General features: G+C 29.3%; 24 protein-coding genes. 10 read left to right on the forward strand and 14 right to left on the reverse strand.

Annotation, left to right across the window (positions count from 1 at the left end):
- Positions 1-14: 14 nt before the first annotated feature.
- The 5 genes from Q0997_RS02200 to Q0997_RS02220 form a co-directional block, all read right to left on the reverse strand.
- Positions 15-911, reverse strand: a complete 897-nt coding sequence (locus Q0997_RS02200; RefSeq protein ID WP_299883996.1) for an HTTM domain-containing protein — start codon at positions 909-911, stop codon at positions 15-17.
- A gap of 23 nt (positions 912-934) precedes the next feature.
- A complete protein-coding gene (locus Q0997_RS02205; protein ID WP_299883998.1) occupies positions 935-1,528 on the reverse strand; it encodes a hypothetical protein in 594 nt (197 codons plus the stop codon).
- A 74-nt stretch (positions 1,529-1,602) separates the two neighbouring features.
- The gene (locus Q0997_RS02210) at positions 1,603-1,806 is read right to left on the reverse strand and encodes a hypothetical protein (protein WP_299884000.1); all 204 of its coding nucleotides are present in this window, start codon (positions 1,804-1,806) and stop codon (positions 1,603-1,605) included.
- Between the two features lie 110 nt (positions 1,807-1,916).
- Positions 1,917-2,120 (reverse strand): hypothetical protein, encoded by a 204-nt coding sequence (locus Q0997_RS02215; protein WP_299884000.1) that lies wholly within the window; start codon positions 2,118-2,120, stop codon positions 1,917-1,919.
- 148 nt (positions 2,121-2,268) lie between these two features.
- Positions 2,269-2,955 (reverse strand): hypothetical protein, encoded by a 687-nt coding sequence (locus tag Q0997_RS02220; protein ID WP_299884002.1) that lies wholly within the window; start codon positions 2,953-2,955, stop codon positions 2,269-2,271.
- A 138-nt stretch (positions 2,956-3,093) separates the two neighbouring features.
- Here Q0997_RS02220 and Q0997_RS02225 point away from each other — a divergent pair, with 138 nt between their 5' ends.
- The gene (locus Q0997_RS02225; RefSeq protein ID WP_299884004.1) at positions 3,094-3,852 is read left to right on the forward strand and encodes a LuxR C-terminal-related transcriptional regulator; all 759 of its coding nucleotides are present in this window, start codon (positions 3,094-3,096) and stop codon (positions 3,850-3,852) included.
- A gap of 1 nt (position 3,853) precedes the next feature.
- Here the strand turns inward: Q0997_RS02225 and Q0997_RS02230 are convergent, their stop codons facing one another.
- Both Q0997_RS02230 and Q0997_RS02235 read right to left on the reverse strand, forming a co-directional pair.
- The gene (locus tag Q0997_RS02230; RefSeq protein ID WP_299884005.1) at positions 3,854-4,603 is read right to left on the reverse strand and encodes a ThiF family adenylyltransferase; all 750 of its coding nucleotides are present in this window, start codon (positions 4,601-4,603) and stop codon (positions 3,854-3,856) included.
- Between the two features lie 135 nt (positions 4,604-4,738).
- Positions 4,739-5,686, reverse strand: coding sequence for an NAD-dependent epimerase/dehydratase family protein (locus Q0997_RS02235; protein ID WP_299884007.1), 948 nt, complete (start codon positions 5,684-5,686; stop codon positions 4,739-4,741).
- Positions 5,687-5,846: 160 nt separating this feature from the next.
- Between Q0997_RS02235 and Q0997_RS02240 the strand changes: the two genes are divergently transcribed.
- The 3 genes from Q0997_RS02240 to Q0997_RS02250 all read left to right on the forward strand — a co-directional run bounded on the left by Q0997_RS02240 (position 5,847) and on the right by Q0997_RS02250 (position 9,128).
- Complete coding sequence (locus Q0997_RS02240) at positions 5,847-6,368, forward strand: hypothetical protein (RefSeq protein ID WP_299884008.1); 522 nt, start codon at positions 5,847-5,849, stop codon at positions 6,366-6,368.
- An 11-nt stretch (positions 6,369-6,379) separates the two neighbouring features.
- Positions 6,380-6,901, forward strand: coding sequence for a nuclear transport factor 2 family protein (locus Q0997_RS02245; protein ID WP_299884009.1), 522 nt, complete (start codon positions 6,380-6,382; stop codon positions 6,899-6,901).
- 145 nt (positions 6,902-7,046) lie between these two features.
- Positions 7,047-9,128, forward strand: coding sequence for a M13 family metallopeptidase (locus Q0997_RS02250; RefSeq protein WP_299884010.1), 2,082 nt, complete (start codon positions 7,047-7,049; stop codon positions 9,126-9,128).
- Positions 9,129-9,209: 81 nt separating this feature from the next.
- Here the strand turns inward: Q0997_RS02250 and Q0997_RS02255 are convergent, their stop codons facing one another.
- On the reverse strand, positions 9,210-11,504 hold the full coding sequence (locus Q0997_RS02255; RefSeq protein ID WP_299884012.1) for a M28 family peptidase: 2,295 nt from the start codon (positions 11,502-11,504) through the stop codon (positions 9,210-9,212).
- A 115-nt stretch (positions 11,505-11,619) separates the two neighbouring features.
- On the opposite strand from Q0997_RS02255, the gene Q0997_RS02260 reads away from it, so the two are divergent.
- Positions 11,620-12,087 (forward strand): CBS domain-containing protein, encoded by a 468-nt coding sequence (locus Q0997_RS02260; protein WP_299884014.1) that lies wholly within the window; start codon positions 11,620-11,622, stop codon positions 12,085-12,087.
- A 2-nt stretch (positions 12,088-12,089) separates the two neighbouring features.
- Here Q0997_RS02260 and Q0997_RS02265 read toward each other — a convergent pair whose 3' ends face one another.
- Genes Q0997_RS02265 through Q0997_RS02285 form a run of 5 tightly spaced genes read right to left on the reverse strand, consistent with a single transcriptional unit; the run spans position 12,090 to position 15,287 of the window.
- A complete protein-coding gene (locus tag Q0997_RS02265; RefSeq protein WP_299884016.1) occupies positions 12,090-12,764 on the reverse strand; it encodes a hypothetical protein in 675 nt (224 codons plus the stop codon).
- A gap of 39 nt (positions 12,765-12,803) precedes the next feature.
- Positions 12,804-13,910: a DUF2891 domain-containing protein gene (locus tag Q0997_RS02270; protein WP_299884018.1), complete on the reverse strand. Its 1,107-nt coding sequence runs from the start codon at positions 13,908-13,910 to the stop codon at positions 12,804-12,806.
- A 2-nt stretch (positions 13,911-13,912) separates the two neighbouring features.
- The gene (locus Q0997_RS02275) at positions 13,913-14,260 is read right to left on the reverse strand and encodes a hypothetical protein (protein ID WP_299884020.1); all 348 of its coding nucleotides are present in this window, start codon (positions 14,258-14,260) and stop codon (positions 13,913-13,915) included.
- A 2-nt stretch (positions 14,261-14,262) separates the two neighbouring features.
- Complete coding sequence (locus tag Q0997_RS02280) at positions 14,263-14,793, reverse strand: GNAT family N-acetyltransferase (protein WP_299884022.1); 531 nt, start codon at positions 14,791-14,793, stop codon at positions 14,263-14,265.
- 2 nt (positions 14,794-14,795) lie between these two features.
- Positions 14,796-15,287 (reverse strand): DUF6265 family protein, encoded by a 492-nt coding sequence (locus Q0997_RS02285; RefSeq protein ID WP_299884024.1) that lies wholly within the window; start codon positions 15,285-15,287, stop codon positions 14,796-14,798.
- Positions 15,288-15,465: 178 nt separating this feature from the next.
- On the opposite strand from Q0997_RS02285, the gene Q0997_RS02290 reads away from it, so the two are divergent.
- Positions 15,466-15,657 carry a hypothetical protein gene (locus Q0997_RS02290; RefSeq protein ID WP_299884026.1) on the forward strand — a complete coding sequence of 64 codons (192 nt, stop codon included), beginning with the start codon at positions 15,466-15,468 and terminating at the stop codon, positions 15,655-15,657.
- Between the two features lie 58 nt (positions 15,658-15,715).
- Here Q0997_RS02290 and Q0997_RS02295 read toward each other — a convergent pair whose 3' ends face one another.
- Complete coding sequence (locus Q0997_RS02295; RefSeq protein WP_299884028.1) at positions 15,716-18,067, reverse strand: hypothetical protein; 2,352 nt, start codon at positions 18,065-18,067, stop codon at positions 15,716-15,718.
- Positions 18,068-18,283: 216 nt separating this feature from the next.
- Here Q0997_RS02295 and Q0997_RS02300 point away from each other — a divergent pair, with 216 nt between their 5' ends.
- From Q0997_RS02300 to Q0997_RS02315, 4 genes are all read left to right on the forward strand, one after another.
- The gene (locus tag Q0997_RS02300; RefSeq protein WP_299884030.1) at positions 18,284-18,616 is read left to right on the forward strand and encodes a single-stranded DNA-binding protein; all 333 of its coding nucleotides are present in this window, start codon (positions 18,284-18,286) and stop codon (positions 18,614-18,616) included.
- A 191-nt stretch (positions 18,617-18,807) separates the two neighbouring features.
- Complete coding sequence (locus Q0997_RS02305) at positions 18,808-20,199, forward strand: ankyrin repeat domain-containing protein (protein WP_299884032.1); 1,392 nt, start codon at positions 18,808-18,810, stop codon at positions 20,197-20,199.
- Between the two features lie 104 nt (positions 20,200-20,303).
- Positions 20,304-21,146, forward strand: a complete 843-nt coding sequence (locus tag Q0997_RS02310) for an AraC family transcriptional regulator (protein WP_299884034.1) — start codon at positions 20,304-20,306, stop codon at positions 21,144-21,146.
- 71 nt (positions 21,147-21,217) lie between these two features.
- The gene (locus Q0997_RS02315) at positions 21,218-23,329 is read left to right on the forward strand and encodes a DUF885 family protein (RefSeq protein ID WP_299884036.1); all 2,112 of its coding nucleotides are present in this window, start codon (positions 21,218-21,220) and stop codon (positions 23,327-23,329) included.
- Positions 23,330-23,358 lie beyond the last annotated feature (29 nt).

Raw genomic sequence — 23,358 nt, forward strand, 5'->3', positions numbered from 1 at the left:
GACATTATTCTAAATTATGCGATATCGGTTTTTAAAACAGAGCGTTTTTTTAATTTAGGTAGAGACCAATTAATATAATGGCCATAGGCTATAATATTAATTAATATCATTATTAACCCAAAAGTGTAAAACTCCATGAAAACACCTATTGATAAATGCATTAATAGAACAAGATATAGTGTTACCTTTCTTGTCTTTTTAGTGAAAATTAATATTGGATATAATAATTCTAAAGCAATTGTTCCCCAGCAAATTATTTTAAATACTATAGGATAGTTTATTAAAGGAATTGCACTTTCAATAGTCGAAGACGACGTAAAACCATTTATTACATACCATACAGCATTACCATCAAACCAGTTTATTCCTAATGCTTTTCCAAGACCAGCATAAAAATATACAATGCATAAATGTACTTGTAGAAAGCGTATTACAAATGAGAATAATAGTTTTTGATTAGCAGAGTTAGCTAAATAAGTTAAACAGAACATTAAGTTAACAAACAGCATAAATGTTGTAAAATAATCTGCACCATATGAGAATAAATAAGTAGAGTTAATAAACGTAAAATGTATAAACCAACTTATTAATGCAAATACAATTCTTTTGTAGTTAAAGAAGACACAACATAGGCTAATAATAAATAAGATCTCGAATAATAATAATGTCATGTTTTCTGAAATCCCTAGGTAATTAAAAGGTTCAAAAAACCAATTAAATACTGGTTGATACCAAGAAATATGGCGTGCATTAACAGCGCTTTTAATTAATCCAAATTCCCCAATAAATTTTAAATCTGGAAGAATAATTAAAGTTTTTAGTATTCCAAATGCAGCAATAATTTTAATCGCTATATCTACCTTTATTGTTTTCGTGTTCTCAAAAAGAAACCTGTTAACTATCTTTTTCATAAATGCGTTTTTAAATATTAATATCAGTCTATAGAGGTAACCGAATTCTGATTAGAATCGTTATTTTTCGTTATAGAAAATGCTAGAATCTGTTTATTGTAAAACTGGTAGCCAATCTCTTGAGAGATTAATAAACTTGGATACTTATTAATATCTAAATAAACATCCAGTTGATTTAAGTTTGTATTATTAGAGAATATATATGAGGAAATCGATTTCAAAATAATCTCTCTTTCTTCTATATTAAAAATGTTAGAATTAAAGTGAGAGTTTAAACAACGAAATTTTAATGCTAGCTCCTGAGTTTTAAGAGGTAATTCTATTTCTTTTCCATTAGACATAAATGTAATGCCTACTTTTGAAGCAGATACATTTGGTGAAAAAAACGAAAACCCTCTATTGGTTCCGGTATATATTGAGTATAAGAAAATAAAATCTACAATAAGTTCTGGAGATCTATATTCATCTGCCTTTTTTACAACAGCTTGACCATAAGGATTAAGCTTATTAAAAGTAACATCATCTTTAAAATAAGAAAAACTAGAAAATCCAAGAATCATCATTAATACTATGTGTATTAAGAAATATGAGGCTAATATTTTTTTTATAATTTTCATACTTTAAATGTTTATTGATTAATTAAAATGTAAGCCCTAGACTTAACTTAGGACTTACATTTAATAAAGGACTATTATTTAGTTCCTTTGTATACATACTCGCTAGAGATGAAAGTCCATGGGTGCTCAGCTAATAAAACTTGGTCTAAGTTTTCAGCAGTGTTAACATTTAAGTTATCCATTGATACTGCTTGTGCATTTGTAGTGTTTACAGAAGAGATTGCGATGATTGCTACTACTGCTAAAGATCCTGCTAATTTTAAAAATACTTTTTTCATTTTAATAAATTTTATATAATTAATTGATTTCAATTTTAGTTTAGAGACATTAACTGTTTTTCGGTCTAATTTGCTATTAATTAAAGCTTACATTTAATATAAAAGGACTATTATTTAGTTCCTTTGTATACATACTCGCTAGAGATAAAAGTCCATGGGTGCTCAGCTAATAAAACTTGGTCTAAGTTTTCAGCAGTGTTAACATTTAAGTTATCCATTGATACTGCTTGTGCATTTGTAGTGTTTACAGAAGAGATTGCGATGATTGCTACTACTGCTAAAGATCCTGCTAATTTTAAAAATACTTTTTTCATTTTAATAAATTTTATATAATTAATTGATTTCAATTTTAGTTTAAAGACATTAACTGTTTTTCGGTCTAATCCTTGGCCAGGAATATTTTATTTAAATAGTTTGTTTCTAACTTCTATTCAAAGTTATAAAGCATCACACTCACTTTGACTACACGAAAGAGTAGTTAAGTTCTTGACTGTCAAAAACTACACTTTTAGGTAGTGAGCTATTTTCCGCGAATTGATTTAAGACATTTGTAGGTACTAATCCTTTGTTTTCATTGTAAAAACCTATTAATCCATCATAAGTCATAGAAATAGGAATAGTCTCAGAGCCTAAATAGTTAATAGACTCACCTATAACATTAGTTTTTATTCCTAATAGAGATAAAACCCTTAATAATTTACTATCACATTCTGCAAAGGCAATATTTCCTTTATTACTACATATTGGTGAGATTGCACAAACCATTAACTTTTTAAATAAGTTAATGTCTTTGACTTCCTTTTTTATTGCAAATCTCCCGATATGCCATATTTCATTTAATGAGATATCTCCAATTGCTAATAATGGATTAATTCCAAAAATCTTTTGAAGCGGTAATACATCAACATAATTCCATTTAAGAGTTCGTATTGAACCTAAAATATCTCCTTCATCATTTTTTGCAACAAAAATTTCAGAGTTCTTCAAATAATTCATTTCTTCTTTGTAAATTGACTTTACATCATTCTCATAATCTTTAGGAAGAATATTATTTGAGTGATGTTTGAAGTTTTCTGTAACAACAAATTCTGATAAATTCATTATTTCATTTGTTCTTAATTTTTCTAAATAGTTTTTTGCGAGTATCATAATGGTATGTTTTACTCTCAAAGCTACCCAGTATAGAAGGTCTTTTTGTTACACTAAAGAGTAGTAACATCCTGATTTTCTGAAAACTACACTTTAGTGTAGTTAATTGAATTATATATAAAAAACGCTATTTTAAATATGGGAGATGTAAACGATTTTTTTTCTTTTAATAACACGATTAATAATGTTTCTGATGAAGAGCAGAAACAAACTGCTAACTATTTAGAACCAATAAAAGCATTTGCTAGAACAACATATAAAAGTATTTATATTATTGATTACGAGAGTAAAGGATTTGAATATGTCTCAGAGAACCCATTATTTCTTTGTGGTCATACAGCAGAAGAAGTTAAAGAAATGGGATATGCATTCTATTTTAAGTATGTGACAAAGGATGATTTAGACTTACTTTTAAAAATTAATAATGCTGGATTTGAATTCTATGAAAAAATTCCAGCTCAAGAAAGGAAGTTTCACACTATTTCATATGATTTTCATTTAAAAAATCAAGAAGGAAAGGTTATTTTGATAAATCAAAAATTAACCCCTTTATTTTTAACTAGTGATGGGAAGATATGGAAAGCTATTTGTATAATATCTTTATCTAATGAACAAAATTCTGGAAATATAAAAATCTATAAAAAAGGGAGTGATAAAATTTTTAAATACGATTTAGAAGGTGAATTTTGGAAAACAGAGGAGAAAATAAAATTAACGAATAGAGAAAAAGAAGTGCTTCTTTTTTCAACTAGAGGCTATACTATTAATGAAATTGCAGAGGCAATTTTTGTATCTCCAGATACAGTAAAATTTCATAGAAGAAAATTATTTGATAAGTTAGAAGTTGCTAATATTTCAGAAGCAATTTCTTTTGCTATCAATAATAAGTTGATATAATTTACATTATTGAAGACAGATAAAATTCAGGGAATTTTTTAAATTCTTTTTTTGTAGCAATTTTAAAAAGTAAATGCGTACACATAGCTGCTACCATCCAAGAGGCTACAGATAGCTGTGGTGGAGGTAATGCTTCTTTTTCGTTTCTGTACTTCTCAATAATTTCATCTATCCAGTTTTGCGGATTCCCCCAAAATTTCAAATAACTAGTAGCGTATTCTACCATGTTTACTTCATTAAACACCTCATTTGGTTTAACTATAGAGTTAAGAGATAAACCCTTAGGTTCTATAACTGTAACTAAACCAGCCCAACCTAAATTATAAGGATGTAAAACGGTGATACCTTGTTCTTGACATATTTGATCAAAAACTAAAGGAACATCCGAAGAGAAATCTAAAGCATTAATAGCTATTTTATGCCCTTTAATATAGTCTCCAACATTTTCCTCTGTTAAGAAACAGTTGTGGTGAGTTATTTTTGCATTTGGATTTATAGATTGTAATCTATTTGTTAAAGCTTCTACTTTATCTATCGAAATATCGTTTTCTGTATAATTTTGTCTGTTTATATTAGATAGCTCTACTTGATCTCCATCTATAATGGTTATATTCTCAAAACCAAGACGCAAAGCACATTCCGCAATAATACTTCCAATACCAGCTCCTCCAAGTATTATAGGGTAGTCTTTAATAGTGTCTTGTTCTTCTTTAGTAAGGTAAATTCTATTCCTACTGTATCGCTTTTCCATCTTTTGTTAGTTTAAAGCAAATTTAATTACGAATAATCAATAAGGCGCTAAACTAAAAGGTAGGTTTTTAAAATAATAATGAATATTAGCTAACCTAAAATGGAAATGAAAAAGTAATAATGTATTTAAAAAGAGTTAATATTTGTCCTTTAATTGTGTAAGCATTTCTTTAGTAATAGCTTCTAAATCATAGCTGTGTTGCCAATTCCAATGCTTTCGAGCTTCCATATCATTTATACTACTAGGCCAAGAATCTGCAATAGCTTGTCTAAAATCTGGTGTGTAAGACATTTTAAATTCAGGAATGTGTTTTTTAATAGAAGCAGCAATATCTTTTGGAGTAAAAGAAATACCTGCTAAATTATAAGATGAACGAATCTTAATAGCATCAGCGTTAGCAGTCATGATATCAACAGTGGCTTTTATAGCATCATCCATAAATAACATTGGCAAAGCAGTGTCTTCACTTAAAAAACAATCGTAACTTTTATTTTTTAAAGCTTCGTGATATATTTCTACAGCATAATCTGTAGTGCCACCACCAGGTAATGTTTTCCAACTTATTATTCCTGGATAACGTATGGAGCGTACATCTACATTATATTTTTCATGATAATATTCGCACCAACGTTCACCTACTTGTTTTGTAATACCATAAACTGTTGTAGGTTCCATAGTTGTGTATTGTGGTGTATCTTGTTTAGGAGTAGTAGGACCAAAAACAGCAATACTAGATGGCCAGAATACTTTTTTAATAAACTTTGCTTTTGCAAGATCTAGAACGTGAAACAAAGAAGTCATGTTTAAATCCCAAGCTTTCATAGGGTATTTTTCACCTGTAGCACTTAGCATAGCAGCCATTAAATAAATGGTATCAATATTATGTTTTTCAACACATATTTTAACAGATTTGTAATCCATAGCATCAATAATTTCAAAGATGCCAGAATTAACTACATCTAAATTATTATAACTAATATCACTGGCTATTACATTATCATTACCGTAAATTTCACGCAGTTTAAAAGTTAATTCTGAACCTATTTGACCACAAGCGCCAATAATTAATATTTTAGATGACATAAATTTCTTTGTTAAATAAAGGAATCAAAAATAATAAGTTTTTATGCATTTATTATGTAATAGATAAATAAAAATAGACATGAATTATATTTTTATGATATTATTTTAATACGAACTGTGGAATAGAATATATATTTGTATTTCAATGTTTTTTTAAATTATGAAACATATATTCTATTTCTTACTATTCTTTAGTTTTTTGACTTGCAATGAAAAGCAACAAACAACAAAAGTAGAATCTAAATTAAAGACAGATACAACAGTTTTAACTAAAATAGATATTTCAAAAATCAATTATATTGATTATGGAGTAGATACTAAAGCGAAAAACACATTAGATGCCTGGCAGGCATACAATACAATAGCTGTAGCCGTTAATGGATTGAAATCTGCAAATTTTGATTTTTTTAAAGAAGATAATTCTGTTTTTATTCCAACGATTAAAGAATTAGAAACTACTATTCCAGATAAAATAAATATAGATCCTATTCAAGCTAGAATGCTAATATTGAAAACAAAATTATTAAAATTAGAAGAAGTTATTAATTTAAAAACAACTCAAAAGAAAGAAAAGCTTTTGGTCATTAAAGAAGTTTTTGAGGCTTTTTCTAACATGACGCTTCAAATTAATAAAAAGTTTGAAAAAGAAGCGCAGAGTATTATAAAACCTGACGAACTATAAAACGGTAAACAATGAAAATTTTAAAAATAGCATTAGTTTTTTGTTTAATATTTTCATGCAAAAGCGCAATTAATACTACGCATAACCAATCTCCAGGTGAGTTAAAACAAAATATTAGCGATGCATTAGATAATTGGCACAAAGCTGCAGCTGATGCTAACTTTAATAATTATTTTGAATTAATGACTAAAGATGGAGTGTTCCTTGGTACAGATGCCACAGAAAATTGGCAAAATCAAGAATTTAAAGCATTCTCAAAGCCATATTTTGATAAAGGAAAAGCATGGAGTTTTACTTCAGTAGAGCGTAATATTTATATTTATGATAACCAAAAAATAGCTTGGTTTGATGAATTGTTAGACACACAAATGAAACTCTGTAGAGGATCAGGAGTCATGAAGTTAGAAGATGATGGGTGGAAAGTTGCTCATTATGTTTTATCTATTACAATCCCTAATGACGATGTAACTGATGTAGTAAAACTAAAAACAGTTTCAGACAGCTTATATACAAGAAAACTTAAATTAAAGTAACTATTAATCATTTTAACTGATGGCTATATTGTGTTTAAAATGTTTAATTTATGTTAAAAATAAAAGCTTAAGATGTTAATTAATTTTAGACCATAAAAATATCCAGTAACTTACAAGCTTAAAACCAAAACTAATACCAGTAAAAATGAAAAAAATAACAGCAATATGTGGCTTTGCCGTATTATGCTTTTTTGCATGTAAAGAAGATGCAAAAAAAGAAACAGCTCAGTTAGAAGAAATTCCAGGAATCAATCTTGATTTTATGGATACTACCGTTAAACCTAATGAAGACTTCTTCAAATATGTAAATGGGAAGTGGTTAGAAAACAATGAAATTCCAGATGATAGATCTACATGGGGAAGTTTTCAAGAACTTCGTAAAAAAACAGACGCAGACGCTTTAAGTATTTTAGAAGCAGCAATGTCTGATAATAAAGACATTGAAAAGATTCAAGTCCTACCAGGATCAGATCAAGAAAAAGCAGTACACTATTACCAAACAATTATGGATACTTTAGGTAGAAATAAGCAAGGTATAGAACCTGTGATGCCTTATTTAGCAAAAATTAATGCGATTAATAACATCGATGATTTACAGGCTTACATGATTGAGATGGAGCCAAAAGGTGGTGGAGGTTTATACGGTTTTGGAGTTGGTTCAGATCCTAAAGATAGTAACAGAAATGTTGCGTATTTAGGTGGTGGAAGTACAGGTTTACCAGATAGAGATTATTATGTAAAAGATGATGAAGATTCTAAGGAGAAAAGACAAAAATATGTTGCTCATATTTCTAGAATGTTACAATATTTAGGAGATAGTGAAGAAGATTCTAAATCGCAAGCAGAAAGTATTTTAGCTTTCGAAACGAGCTTAGAAGAAGCTAAAATGGATAAGGTAGATAGACGTGATGCGCGTAAGCGTTACAATCCAAGATCTATTGCAGATTTACAAAAAATGGTCCCATCTGTAAATTGGAAAAATTTTATTGAAGGTATAGGTGTAAAAGATTTAGATACAGTTATAATTGGAGATGTAGGCTATTTTAATAGATTAGAAGAAGTTTTAGCTAAAGGGAATGTTAATGACTGGAAAGCGTATTTAAAATGGTTAACATTTAATAATGCAGCAGGATTTTTAACAACAGATTTAGAAAAAGCTAATTGGGAGTTTTATGGAAGAGATTTAAATGGAGCTAAAAAACAACGCCCAAGAGACGAAAGAGCTTTAGGCGCTTTAAACGGAACGATAGGAGAAGCTTTAGGAAAACTTTATGTCGATAAAAAATTCCCGCCAGAAGCTAAAGAGAAAGCGAAGAAAATGATTCAAAATGTAATTTTAGCATTTGAAGGAAGAATTAATAAGCTTGATTGGATGAGTCCAGAAACAAAAAAGAAAGCTATAGAGAAATTAAAAGCGACTAAAGTTAAAATTGCCTATCCAGATAAATGGAAAGATTATTCAGCTTTAGAAATTAAGAGCGTTGATAATGGAGGATCATACCTTCAAAACTCTTTAAATGCTAGAGCTTGGAACTTTAAAAAAGACTTAGATAAATTAGGAAAGCAAGTAGATAAAAGCGAATGGTTTATGGCACCACAAGTTGTGAATGCCTATTTTAATCCAGCATATAATGAAATTGTTTTTCCAGCGGCAATTTTACAACCGCCATTTTATAATTATACAGCAGATGATGCTGTAAATTATGGTGGTATAGGTGCCGTTATTGGTCATGAAATCTCTCATAGTTTTGACGACTCTGGAGCACGTTATGATAAAGATGGTAATCTTAATAATTGGTGGACAGATGAAGATTTAAAACAATTTGAAGGTTTAGGTGCAGATTTAGCAGACCAATATAGTGCTATAGAAGTATTACCAGAAACAAACATTAATGGAAAATTTACTTTAGGCGAAAATATTGGAGATTTAGGAGGTGTTTTAGCAGCTTACGATGCTTTACAATTAAGTTATAAAGGTGGCGCAAAACCAGAACCAATTGATGGATTTACGCCAGAGCAACGTTTCTTTATGAGCTGGGCTACGGTTTGGAGAACTAAAATGCGTGATGATGCGCTTAAAACAAGAATAAAAACAGATCCGCATTCTCCTGGAATGAATAGAGCAGTTCAACCCTTATTAAATATTGATTCTTTTTACGAAGCATTTGATATTAAGGAAGGAGATAAAATGTACATTGCTCCAGAAGATCGTGTAAGAATTTGGTAAAATAATTAGTATTATAAAATTTAAAAAAAGCAACCTGTTGAGGTTGCTTTTTTTGTTATATAAAATCAAGAAATAATATCATTATTCTATAATTATAGTTTTTTTAATAAGAATAGCATCATTTAATATAAATGGTTTTGGGATCATATTAATATCTCTAGGAGGAATACTAAATAAATCGTTGTCTAACAAATCAAAAGAAGCTTCAAATAACTCAATACTTGTTTTTTGATTTTTAGGAACACTAATTTGCATTTCTAAAGGTTCATCGTCGCTAACAAAATAACTAAACAATCTATTTTTCCATCGGTTTGTAAAAACCAATGAATCTTCTTTTTGGCGATAAGCTTCTATTCCATTTACTTTAAAACTTTTAAATAAATTAGAACTATCTGCAAATACTTCCATACGTTCTACTTTTCGTTGGGGCATCACGCATATATTGAAAGACCTAGTGTTACCAATAATTGTATCATTAGAAATTTCAATTTTAGGTTGAGCAATAGCTTTAAATGGCGCGACTTTAGAAAACGTAAAACCAGAACCGTATTTACTACTAAAAGTATTAAGAGTGTTAGCGTTTTCAGGGCTATCGCCTAAAAAGTTTTTGGTATAATTGTCTAAAGTAGAATCATAAGTTGCCCAAACAGCTGAATTTTCATCAACATTTAATGCATAAACTAAACTATTAGGTTTTGGAGTGTCTGGTTTAAATTTTGAATTGAAATGTGCAATTATAAGGGTTATTGCAGCTAATATATTAAACAGATAAGCCCAACGTTTTTTATGCTTTAAAAAGCCTAATACTGGAAGCAATAATCCAAAGAGTAATACTATAAAAATAGCACTAACAAATAGTATTTTTAAACCTAAACCTACTGGGAACATTTTTACTAAAGGCGCTATAATAAATAAAGCAGGGATACATAATATTGCCATAACAATAATATTAGGTTTTTTCTGTCTTATTAATATAAAAAGCGCTAGTAAAGCAAAATAAACAGGTATAATAAAAAAGCTAGCGCCTTTTAGTTTTAATGCAATCACTGTACATATAACTAACCAAATTGCAATTGGAGCTATTAATAAACTAGCTGTATTACTTATTTCATATACTTTTTGGTATATGTAAAAACAAATTAAGAGTGTTAACCATAAGAAAAACCAAATGTATATATGTCCATTGTAAGTGAAACCCTGTAGCATTTCATTATATTCTGGATAGAGCAGCATAATCCCTTTCCAGCTAATAAAAGTAATTAAAGCGCTTATAAATAGAGCGCTTAAAAAGGAGATAAAGCCTTTTTTAATAGCTTTTGCCTGTAGCGTTTTAGCTTTTAAACCGTTAATTATTAAGCTAATAAAAACAACAAATGCAATAATTAGCATTGGAAAAACCCAAGCAAAGGGATAGGTTATAGTTCCCAGAACAGGAACATTAAAGTAGATGTAGTCTTCTGTGCTTTTTATGTTATTTAAATCGGTTTGACTAAAATGATTTAGCAAAGGCATAATATAAGAGCCTTGATGCTCTAAAGTATTTCTATCTAGTCTAGCGTAAGTATCTAAAGCAGTATGATAATCAAAATGATCATCAATAAATGCGAAGTTAAATCCGTCAATATTTCCATCACGTCTAAAAACAGTTAAATCTGTATCGTTAGGTAGCATTTTATAAATGCTATAAGCCAAAGAATTTGCGACAGGAAATTTAGGATTAGCTTCAACAAATTCCTTCATTAAATTCGCATTACCGCCATTGGTTTCAATAAGCATATAACTTGGTCCACCACTTCCTCGAGCTTCGAAGTTTAATACTAAACCAATGTCTTTTGCCCATTCATGTTTATTAACAAATAAATCTGCACCATTTAATCCAAGTTCTTCAGCATCAGAAATTAAAATAACAATATCATTTTTATGTTGTTTTTTATCAGCCAAAAAGGCACGTAATCCTTCTAAAATAGTTACCACTCCAGATCCTGCGTCACTAGCTCCAATTGATGAATGTGGATTACTATCATAATGCGTTAGTAACATTAATGCTTTGCCACTTTTTGTACCTTTTAATCGTGCTAAAATGTTTTTAGGTTTGGTTATATTTCCCCATTTACTCATTGTATAACCTTCTTGGACTTGAGTTTCTAAACCTAGTTTTTTTAATTCTGAAATAATATAACCTCTAACGTTGGCGTGTTCTTCATTTCCAACATAATGTGGTTTTTTTGAAATTTCAGAGAGCTGTAATAAAGCTCTTTCAGTTGAAAATTGATTTAATGGAGTGTCTAGATTCGAAATCTTATTAGGAAGCAGCGCATCAAAACTTAAATAGATGGCAAAGCATATAATAAGCAGTGCAATAGCTTTTTTAATCATTTTTGTAGCGGGTATTAGTTATTATAAAAGTAATAAAATAATAGATGTATTGAGAGTTTAGGTTAAGTGTTTTAAAATCAGTAACTTTAGTATTATTCTTTAAAACTAAATTATTATGGGAATCAAAAGTTTTCAAGGCGCACGAAAAATTCAACAACAGACTACAGAAAGCACGCCTTTTAAGGTAAGTGATTATATGACTCGAGATCTTATAACCTTCAGGGCGACACAATCTATAGAAGATGTAGTGAATACATTAATTAAACATCGTATTTCTGGAGGTCCAGTAGTTAATGAGAAAAACGAACTAATTGGAGTTATTTCTGAAGGAGATTGCATAAAACAAATTAGTGATAGTCGTTATTATAATATGCCAATGGATGATAACTCTATTGAAAAGCATATGGTAACGAATGTAGAAACTATAGATGGTAACCTAAATATCTTTGATGCTGCAAAACAGTTTTTAAGCTCTAAACGTCGTCGTTTTCCTATTGTTAAAGACGGGAAATTAGTAGGGCAGATAAGTCAGAAAGATATTTTAAAGGCAGCAATGCAATTAAAGCAACAGAATTGGAAATAAATTTATAATCTATTATCTACACGTTTTAATCCTTCAGGTAAGTCGGTAATAATTAATTTTTTATTTTCTGTTCCTGTAAGCGTTAATATTTTTGAATAATTGTAACCTTCTATAGGTTCTTTTAAAGGTTTCCATTTTCCAATACCTTTTACAGCTATGTTTTCCTGTAGCTCTATAATGCCTTCTTTGTAACGAAGTTGTCGATTAAAGCCAAAAAAACCTTTACTTTCTTTACCATGTTTATTTAAAAAACGTTCTAATTCCGGTGTAGCATCATTAAAAGAACCAGATTTAGTTTTAAAATCCTCAACTACAAATGTCTTTTTAGGAAAATTATCTGGTTTAATTATAGCCATTTCACTATTAACTTCTATAAAGAAATCTTGAGCTTGTTCTTCTTTTATAAAGGTATGCCAGCTTTTATCTCCTTTTTTTTGAATATGGACATAGTAGTATACGCATTTTCTTCCACTAAGTGGTGCGATTAAGGGTTCGTGAACATGTAATGCTTTGCCAATAACTTTAGCATATTCATTCTCTTTAACATTAGGAATTTGTTTTTTACGTGTTTTCTTTAATTCTCTTAAAATGGTATTTTTTTTAGAATAGTAATAGCCTAGAAATAGTAATACTCCAGTTACAAGAAGAATAATAAATATTATAATTGGTTGTTCCATATAAATTGGTAGCGATAATGTATATTTTGTTACAGATATTTATTTTCCAGCTTTTAGCGCATAAGCAGCAAAAGAAGCTAACCAATGAGCTCCAGCATATTCTCCGGAGTCCATTTTACTATAACTTGAATTAAAGTGAGTATTAGCCAAAGTAATCATGTTGTTGTTATTTAGAACTTTACCCATTTCATATAGACACCAAGCGCGGCTAAAGTTTAAACCGTCTAAATGCGCCATTTTACCATCACTTTTGTCTACAACCTCTACAACCTCAATATTTTCACTTGGATTATTTCTAAATCCAGGCATAAATGTATCCAACCATATTATATATTCATTTTTTGGTAATACTTTTAACATTAATGCGGCCTCTTGTAAGCAAGGTGATAAAAAATCAAATCCTCCAGGTTCCCAACTTAAAGGACAGTTAGCATCATTATAATAAAATTCTTTTGCTTTTTTTATTATTACAGCTTCTAGATCTTTATTATATTTTTTAGCATAATCGAGAGCAAAAGACATCCCAAAAGCGGTGTTTGGGTGTTCACCAACTCGAATTGGGTAGTTAAGTTTGTTTAGAAACTCAATAAATTTATCTTCAATAAGTTTAGTTAATGGCGCTAAATCTTGAGCTAACTTTTTACCTTCTTCCGTTTTGTATTCATTTAAACTTTCGGCTAATTTTAAAAGCCAAGCCCAACCATAAGTTCGCTCAAAGGTTTTATTATGGACGTCATCAAAATATTTCACCTCATTTTCAATATTCTCTTTAGTAATGTTTGCCTTAAGTTTTTTTATAATAGCATCTTTTTGGTCAAATTCTGGAAATTCAATTAATAAATTAACGAGTGTCCAATGCCCATGTACAGATGAATGCCAATCGAAACAGCCATAAAATGATGGATGTAATTCTTTAGGTGTTTTTAAATAAGAAGCATCACCAATAACTTGATTTAGTTTGTTTGGATATTCTTGATCAATGCAATCGTATGCAAAATGGTAGAGGTAATTTGCTTTGTCTAGGTTAAAGGCAACTGTTTTTTCTGTTATAGTTTTAGAAACTGTAATGTCTTTTTTTTCTTCAGTTTTTTCATTACAACCTGAAATTAATAGGGATAAACAGAATATACTTAATAGTCTTTTCATTTTTATTTTCTTTTAACTAATGCGTAAAAATCGTTGTCTAAAGGTAAGTATCCTTGATCGTAAACAAAATAGTAAATAGTGCCAATTTTAGTTGTATAGGTACTTGTAAAATAATTAAAGTCGAATCCTTTTTCTATTAGTTTTGTTTTTGTTGTTTTCGTTTTTTGATCTGGGTTTAAACTTTCTAAAATACGCCAGTTTTTCCTTAAACGATTATTAATGTTTCGAATAAGGTTTTTAGCATCTTTATTTATGTTATTATTATGAGCATTACGACAACCATCACTACAGAATTTCTTGTCTATTCTACCTACAATTTTATCACCACACTCTGGACACACTTTTTGCATAATTATTTGTTTTCAATTTTATACCATCTTAAATCTAGATCCTCTTGCTCAAAATAGAAATCTTCAATATAAGTAAGTCCTAGTTTTAAAAGTGCATTGTGAGAGGCTTGATTACCCATTTCTGTTGTTGCATATAATTCGGGTAATTTCATAACATTAAATGCATAATCTACAGCGGCTTTACCAGATTCTGTAGCATAGCCTTTTCCCCAAAAGCGTTCTATTAATCTGTATCCAACATCATAATATTTGGTAAAACCATTCATATTATATTCAGTATTTAGTCGTATTCCAGACCAACCCATAAATTCATTTGTGTCTTTATTAATCACTGCCCAGCGACCAATACCTCTTTCTTTGTATTGATTTATTACACTATCTAAAATTGTTTTAGCTTCTGCTTTGGTTTTAATAGGCTTATTACCTAAATATCGATGCACCTCTGGGTTTGAGTCTAACTCAAACATGCCATCTAAATCACTACTTCTCAATTCTCTCAATAAGAGGCGTTCTGTTTCTATATTGAATGTCATTTTTATTTTTTGTAGTTAAATTTTATTTCTTCCGTTTTTCCGTTGTCTTCAATCACAACATAAATATTCATTTCGTTGTCACTTACGTTTTCAAATGTAAATTGATCAAAATAAACACGGTTATCTTCAATTTTAATAAGTTTAGCATCTACAGTTTCATCCTTTTCTTCCCAGCCCTTAAAGTCGTTTCCAAAATGCTTTAATTGAAATAATAATGTGTCATTTACTTCTCTAATGCCTCCAAGCTCATAAAAGACGACTTTGCCTTTAGTAACTAACTTAAAAGAAAACATCATTGATTCCCCTAAAGGTGGACTCCAAATTTCTTCAGTAATTCCACCAAAAGCTTCTCCTTTCCAATGTCCTGCTATCCATGAAACTTGAGATAAATTGGCCTTTGGAGAAATTGTGTTTTTTGAAAATTTTAGAGTATTGGTTTGCGCTTTACAGCTAAAAAATAATATTATAAATGTAAATATGAATGCATTCTTCATGATCGGAAAAATTTCATTCAATATACAATTATATTCGACTACAAACGATTACAGATACGTAGTAAAATGTAATAGTTTGTTTTTTAGGTGTTTAAGTAGGATTTAATGATTAACATATGTTAATAAGTAATGTTTATTGATTATCTTTAAGAGTTATTAATTAATACTTTTTTAAATCATGAAAAAACAAAAACTTAAATCATTAAAACTAAACAAGCAATCTATTTCTAAATTAAATTCTATTAATGGAAAAGGCCCTTTAACGGTTACATCTTATTATGTATGCCCATCTGATGGATTTGAACCTGTTTGTCCATCTGAGACAGTTGGATTATCATGTAGAGGCGGATCCGAATGTAAATGCTTATAATTGGATTATTTTATTTCATAATAAAAATTAAAAGCGAACGAAAGTTCGCTTTTTTTATCTAATTAATTGAAATTGTTTTTTCGTCTACTATATATTTACCATCACTAGTCATACCTTCAATAAATAATTTAATGGTTTCTGTATTAGTATTGTAGATTTTAAAATCTAGATTGCCATTACTATCTATTGTACAGTTAGGAGCCCAACCGATAACGCCATATTCTTTAAAGAAAGGATCCTTGTAAAAACGATACTTAGGAATATACATTTTCTTTTTAGTATCAAATGTAATAGGGATTTTGTATTCTTGAAATTTATTAGAGAGGTTACCACTGGGTTTACGAAATGGATCGGTATATATTTTTATAACGCCTTTATCTCCACCTCTAATACCTTCACCTGCGCCAAATTTTAAGATTTCAATATAATCTACAACAGACATGTCTAGAGTAGAAAGGAAACCAATATTAGTTAGTAAAACATCATTAAGAAAAACCACAGGAGTTCCACGTGTTCTATGCGTTAGTATAAGTTCTCCATTGTTAATTTGTGAAATATAGCCTTTCTTACTAAAGTATACAGCCAAACTTGGGGTATTTCTTCTTTCTTTATCCCCAAAAACATCAATATCTCCCCAAGATCTTTTTTCTAATTCTTGAGTTCTAGTTAATTCTTTTCTTGTTTCAATAGAGACTTCATCGAGTTGTAAAGTTTTATTTAACATTGATTCTTTTAATGTTGGGATTGTAGTGCTTAATGTACTGGTATTAGCTTTTGGTTTTAAAGAAAAGAAATCTGTTTCGTAAACTGGAATAATAGTAGGATAGAACTGTAAGTATAGTGTTGGATCACTTGTTTTTCCTTTTTTTGATATTTCACTTACTCTAATTGTTTCGCCTTCTTCTGGGAACATTCCATTTTTTTGAAAGGTCGTTTCTCCTTCGTTTAATGTAAATAAGTCGCCTTTAGTTTCTTTTAAGGCATATATAAGATATTGATTAGATTTAGGATTATTTACATTGGCTTTAAATGTAATTCCATTTTCAAACAAATAACTATTAGTAGGAACAGTATTAAAAATAGTATTCCAACTATAACTACTCCAACCTTGAGTGATTAGTAAATTATCAAGCTCGTATTTTTTTTGCCTATTAATATTTGTAAAATAATAAGCTGCATTTTCTATGTAACTATTAATATAGGGCTGAAGGTATAAATAAGATAATATGTTATGGTGTCTATTGTAAGACTTTGTACCTTCTGGTAATATAGATACGTTTATATTGTGACCAGTTTTTAGTTGCTGTAGATTGACTTTAAAATTAAGAGAATCGCTAGATTTGGTAATACTTGTTTTTCCAGATTTTAAAAGATCAATCCCGTTGTAGTTAAAAAATAGTCGCTCCAATATAGGCTTGTCGTTTTCATCAAAAAGAGTAAAAATATTTATTCCTGGAGATAATACATCATACTTGATTAATTTAGAAACCTCTAGATTGTTAATTTTAATATCTGTAATCTTAATAAGATCCCCATTATGTATGGCTAGTTTATATGTTTTATTCTTTATTGAAGACAGTGTTTTTGTATTGGTTTTAAAATTTAAAGCCACATTTTTATCTGTATAACTTAATGAAAGCGTAATACCTTTCCTTTCTATAGAATCAATTTTATATTTAAAAGACTTGCCAAGGTGATCAATTTTAACAGTATAGTCTTGATTATTTTGTGGCGTTAATAAAAAACGACCAACACCCAATTTGTTTGTTTTAAAAGTTGTTATTTGGTTGTTGTCTTTATCAAAAATAGTCCCTGTAATATCAGGTATACCAAAACCGTCTTCATTTTTTAAAATAACTCCAACAGTATTTTTTGCTTCAACTAGTAAATGGCCACTTTCTGGTAGAAATTGCGCATCAATATTATTTTTTAGGGTTTTGTTTTTAACTATAGACGTTGTTTCTGGATCAATAATTGTAATAGTTTCGATGAATATGTTTTGCTCGTCAAAATTTTTCATCCAATTAGTGTAAGCTTTAACAGTGTATTCTCCTGATGTAAATAAACCATCTATACTAAAAACACTTTTTAAATAACCATTATTTACTCTAATTAATTTGCTTTTAATAATTTTATTGTTGCTATCTTCAATAACACAATATAGGTTTGTTGTTAATGCAGAAGGACGTTTGGTTTCCTTATCTATAACATAACCGCTTAAACCTAAAGCTTCACCTTTAATATATGTAGATTTATTAAGATGTAAATAGACAACTTCTCTAGGCAACTCGCTATAATTTTCATATTTAGTGATTAAGTTAGAGTTTGTTATATCGTTTTGAGCGATAATAAATTGAAAAGCAATAAGCTGAAAAATGAAGAAATAGAATTTTTGTTTTTTGCTTTTCATATTTTGATTATGGTTTATTAGTTAAAGGTAATCAAATCATCAAAAATTATTCCAAATATAGAACTTCATAAATAATTACAAACGACTACAAACGTTTACAACCGACATTAAATAAGTAGTTACCGATTAATCTTTGTGAGTCATAGCATCTTTGCAGTGTCGAAACATTAGAACTCGATAGTATTAACTGTTTAACAATTAAAAATTTTAGAAATTATGAACACGCTTAAAAACAAAGTACAGTTGATTGGTAACTTAGGAAATGATCCAGAAATCATCAATTTAGAATCGGGAAAAACACTTGCTAAATTTTCTATCGCAACAAATGATAGTTATAAAAATGCTAGTGGAGAAAAAATTACAGATACCCAATGGCATAATATTGTAGCTTGGGGAAAAACAGCAGAAATTATTGAAAAGTATCTTACAAAAGGTAAAGAAATTGCTATAGAAGGGAAGCTTACAACTAGATCTTGGGAAGATAAAGATGGAATGAAACGTTATACAACAGAAGTGGTAGTTAACGAATTATTGATGTTAGGAAAGTAAATATATATAGTATTTAAAAAAACGATACTTAAAAATAATACGTTCTATATAATAAACGGATATAAGTAATAGCGATTTGAATTATAACTCAAATCGCTATTATTTTTATTTTGTAAATTACTTTAAAAAAAGTAGATAAATAGATTGTCTACTTTTCATACACGAACAAATCGTTATCTAAAATTTAAAAAATGAAAAGGATATTGATAGGTATAGTTTTAACATTAATTACTCATAGTTTATTAGCGCAAAATATATATAGAACAGCTTGTCAAGGAAACTTAGCGAGGCTGGATAGTATGCTTTTAAATACTTCAATTAATATAAAAGATAATCGAGGAAGATCAATACTTCATTGGGCAGTTGCTTGTAAAAAAGAACAAGTCTTTAATTTCTTAATAAAAAAAGGAATAAACATAAACGGGGAAGACAACCAGAAAAAAACACCAATGCATATTGCTGTTCAATATGACAACAAAAAATATTTCGATTTACTAATTCAATCACAGCTTAATAGTAATTGGATAAATAAGTATGGCGCATCATTAATTGAATTAGCTGTTTTGAAAAAGGATAGTACATTTATTAAAAAGCTTATTGACAATGGTGTTAATGTTAATAGTACGAATGATAGAGGAAGTTCTGCTTTAGAAATTTCGAAAAGAATTAAGGCTAAAAATATTTCTCAATTTCTTTTAAGAAATGGTGCAAATAAAAATAAAGTTCGTGCTATTAAAATGAAAGGGAAGTATATGGGGCAGGAAAAACCGGGGATTATGCCAAAAATGTTTGCACCAAATTTTATTTCTACAGAAGAATATGAATTTGGTTCTGTTTTTAATGCAACTACAACTGAGTTTTATTATGGAGTAGATGTAAATGGAAAGAGTGAAATTCGATATTCAGAGCTTAACGAGGATAACTGGTCTAAACCAAAAACAATTCTATCGCATAAACGCTATAGTTATAATGATCCATTTCTATCTCCTAATGAAAACAGATTATATTTTATTTCTAATAGAGCTATAGATGGTTTAGGAGAGGAAAAAGAAGATATTGATATCTGGTATGTAGAGAGAACTGAAAATGGATGGTCAGAACCTATTAATGCGGGAACAAAAATTAATTCTTCAGGAAATGAATATTATATTTCATTTACTAATAAAGGCACTATGTATTTTTCTTCTAATAAAAACGCATCTAAAGAAAGAAAAGGTTTTGATCAAGATATTTACTATTCGGAATTCATAGATGGAAAATTTCAAAAAGCGATTTCTTTAGGAGATTCAATTAACACAATTGATTATGAGGCAGATGTATTTATAGATCCAGAAGAAAAATATATTATTTTCTGTTCTACACGATCAGAAGGATTTGGAAGAGGTGATCTCTACATCAGCTTTAAAAACTCTAATGGAACATGGTCTAAATCTATAAATATGGGAAAGGCTATTAACACTAAAAATCATGAATTATGCCCATTTGTTACTGCAGATGGGAAGTACTTATTTTACACATCTAATGAAGATATTTATTGGGTTAGTACAGAAGTTATAAAAGAAATAAAAGAAAAGAGTAATTAGCCATTGGTGGTAACTACAAAAAAAGTGAAAATTAACAACTGTAATATCATTCTCAAATCAAATAAATGTAAATTGTATTCTATTTTCTATGCAATTAATATTTTATGACAAATATATTTTCTAACATAGTAAAACATAAAAGTAAATCTGGACTAATTAAATACTCTAATGCGAATGAAGAGTATTTTTTTAAAGGACTTACTTCTGGTCTAGCTCTAAAATATGTTGCTAAAGGCAAAGAAGTGTATTATATCAATAAGCGAATTATTCCAGTAAAAGAAGGTCATTTTATTTTAGTTCGCCCAAACACTCATTTCGAAACACATATTATAAATCAATCTGCAGTAGCTAAAGGAGTATGTATTGATTTATCGTGTGTGGCTCCAAAAATTGATATAAAAAAAATACTTGATAATAACCTCTTGTTTAATCAAGCATTTAACCTTACAAATTCTACTTCAATAGGGCATCAACTTAATCAAATGGGTGCTTATATGGATGAAAATGGACAACAACCATTGGAGCACGAATCTCTCACAAACATTTCTAATCATCTTCAATCATTCTCCGAAAATATATTACATTTCAGAAAAGAAATTTATACTCTAGCTAAAAAAGAAACTACTCAACAATACATTATTCCAAAACTTCTTCAAACTAAAGAATATATCATTAAAAATTATAGGAATAATATTTTATTGGATGAATTGGCTGAGCATGTTGGTATATCTAAATTTCAATTACTAAGATTATTCAAGCATTGCTTTAATTGTTCTCCGCAAGAAATGCAGACTGCACTTAGAATGGAAGAAGCTAAAAATAGTCTCCAAACTAAAAATGAATTCATTTCAAAAATTGCTTTTGATTTAGGTTATTATGATCTAGCTGCTTTTTCAAAAAAGTTTAAAGCTCATTTTGGTGTCTCTCCTTCCTATTTTAAAAATTAGCAATATTTTACAAAAGAATAATAGGACTTCAGTACTATTTTAGATTAAAAAATAATAGCCTATTAAATATTATGCATCGAACCATCATACTAATTTCAGTAGTTTTCCTTTTCTCATTTAGTTGCAACTCTCAAAACAATGATTTTCAAGATGTTATGAAAGAGTTTGTGCAAGTTTATAAAGAGTTGCATTTACCGGATTTTAAAATTGATTATAAAGAGAATCTTAAAAGTATACAGAGTTTAAGTCTTGTTCAAAAACAAGAAGAGGCTTTTTTAAAATTAGCCGATAAAATTAAAGGAATAGATCGTTACAGTTTATCAAAAAAAGATCGTATTTCGTTTGAGCTCATGAGGTATCAAATTAATCTAAATGTAGAACGCATTTATCTTGAAAAAAGATGGCTAAAAGATCCTTCTGTGCCAATTCCCGAGAATGGTGTTTACGATATTTCTATAGGTAAAGATTGGTATCGCTATTTGTTACATTATTGGGTAGATAGAGAAGCTAGCCCAGAAAAACTGTTCGAGTTTGGGGAATTAGAAGTGGAAAAAATCAAAAATAAAATTAGTGCCATTCAACAAAAATCGGGTTTAGATGAGGTAGAGTTTAATAAACATATAAATACATCTAATTTCTTTTATAAAGATCCTGAGGACATACAAGCGGCTTTTAAAGCGAAAAAGGAACAGGTCTCTAAAATATTACCCACTTATTTTCCTTTTATGAAAAACCTTCCTGCTCATACTATTAAAAGATATACTGAAGAAAGTGACATTCAAACACCAGCTTTTTACAGAGCATACGAGAAGACTTTTTACTATAACTATTTCAATCGCCCTTTTAATAAAAGACAAATTGCTTGGATCTATCTTCATGAAGCCAATCCAGGACATCATTACCAAATTCAACTTAAAAAAACGTTAGAAAGATCCCCAATTCAAGAGCTGTTTAATTATTCTGGTTACCGTGAAGGCTGGGCTGCTTATATAGAAGAATTAGGAACTGAAATTGGTGCCTATGAAAATATTTATGATGAATTAGGCAAATGGGAATGGGATTTAATTAGATCGGTAAGAGTCGTCCTTGATATAGGTATGAATTATTATGGCTGGAATAATGATCGCGCTATGGAATATTGGAAAAAACATATTAAAGATCAGGATGACATTGCAAAACGAGAAATAAAACGAATGAGAAACTGGCCTGCTCAAGTAATTACTTATAAATATGGAGCAGATAAAATACTAAAATGGAGAACTTTGTTAGAAAAAAAACCAAACTTTAATCTAAAGGAATTCCATAGATTAGTTTTAGAAAATGGAGACATTCCTTTTTCTGTGTTAGAACCTTTTATTTTGAGTGATGGACTAACAGTAATAAACAATATTTCTTATGTTAACAAAGAAAACATAGAAGTAGATTCTTTGCAAAGACTCAATTTAGTACTTCCAAAAAATAAAATAAAGCCTCCGTTATTACTTTGGATTGGTAGTGGTGCATGGGCATTAGTAGATAGACATCGAGAAATGAACTTTGTGAAAAGAATAGCCCGTGAAGATATAGCAGTTGCTTCAGTTGGTCATAGATTAAGTTCAGCAGTTTTTCAAAACCCTTTAAGAACTACTGGTGTAAAACATCCTGAACATATAAAAGATATTGCTACTGCTTTTCGATGGTTATACGATCATGCAGATGAGTATGGTTACGACAAGGAAAGAATATATGTTGGAGGTTACTCTTCTGGAGCACATTTAGCAGCATTACTTAGCTTAGATAATCGTTATTTGCAAAATGTTGGGCTAGATAAATCTAACATAAAAGGCGTAATTCCTATTAGCGGTACATATGATATACCTGATTACAAAAATGCATTCGCTAATGGTTCTCGTCCTGAATTGGTAGAGCAACATGTAAATGCTGTATTTGGTGACACCGAAGCAGAACATTTGAATGCTTCTCCAACAACTTTTATTAATGAAATGTCGGTTCCCATGCTTTTAATTTCTGATTCAAATATGATTGGATATACTAATGTATTTGAGGAAAAAATTATAGAAACCGAATTTCAAGCGGTCACTTTTTTATACATAAGAAATAAAAATCATCGTGAATTATATGATGACATTGCTAATGGAGCTGAAAGCAGTTGTCGAAATTTTATTGTTGATTTTATTAAATAAGTAGCCCATTGAATGAGAGATAGAATAAA

It is taken from the genome of uncultured Lacinutrix sp. (assembly GCF_947500325.1).
Lineage (GTDB): Bacteria > Bacteroidota > Bacteroidia > Flavobacteriales > Flavobacteriaceae > Lacinutrix.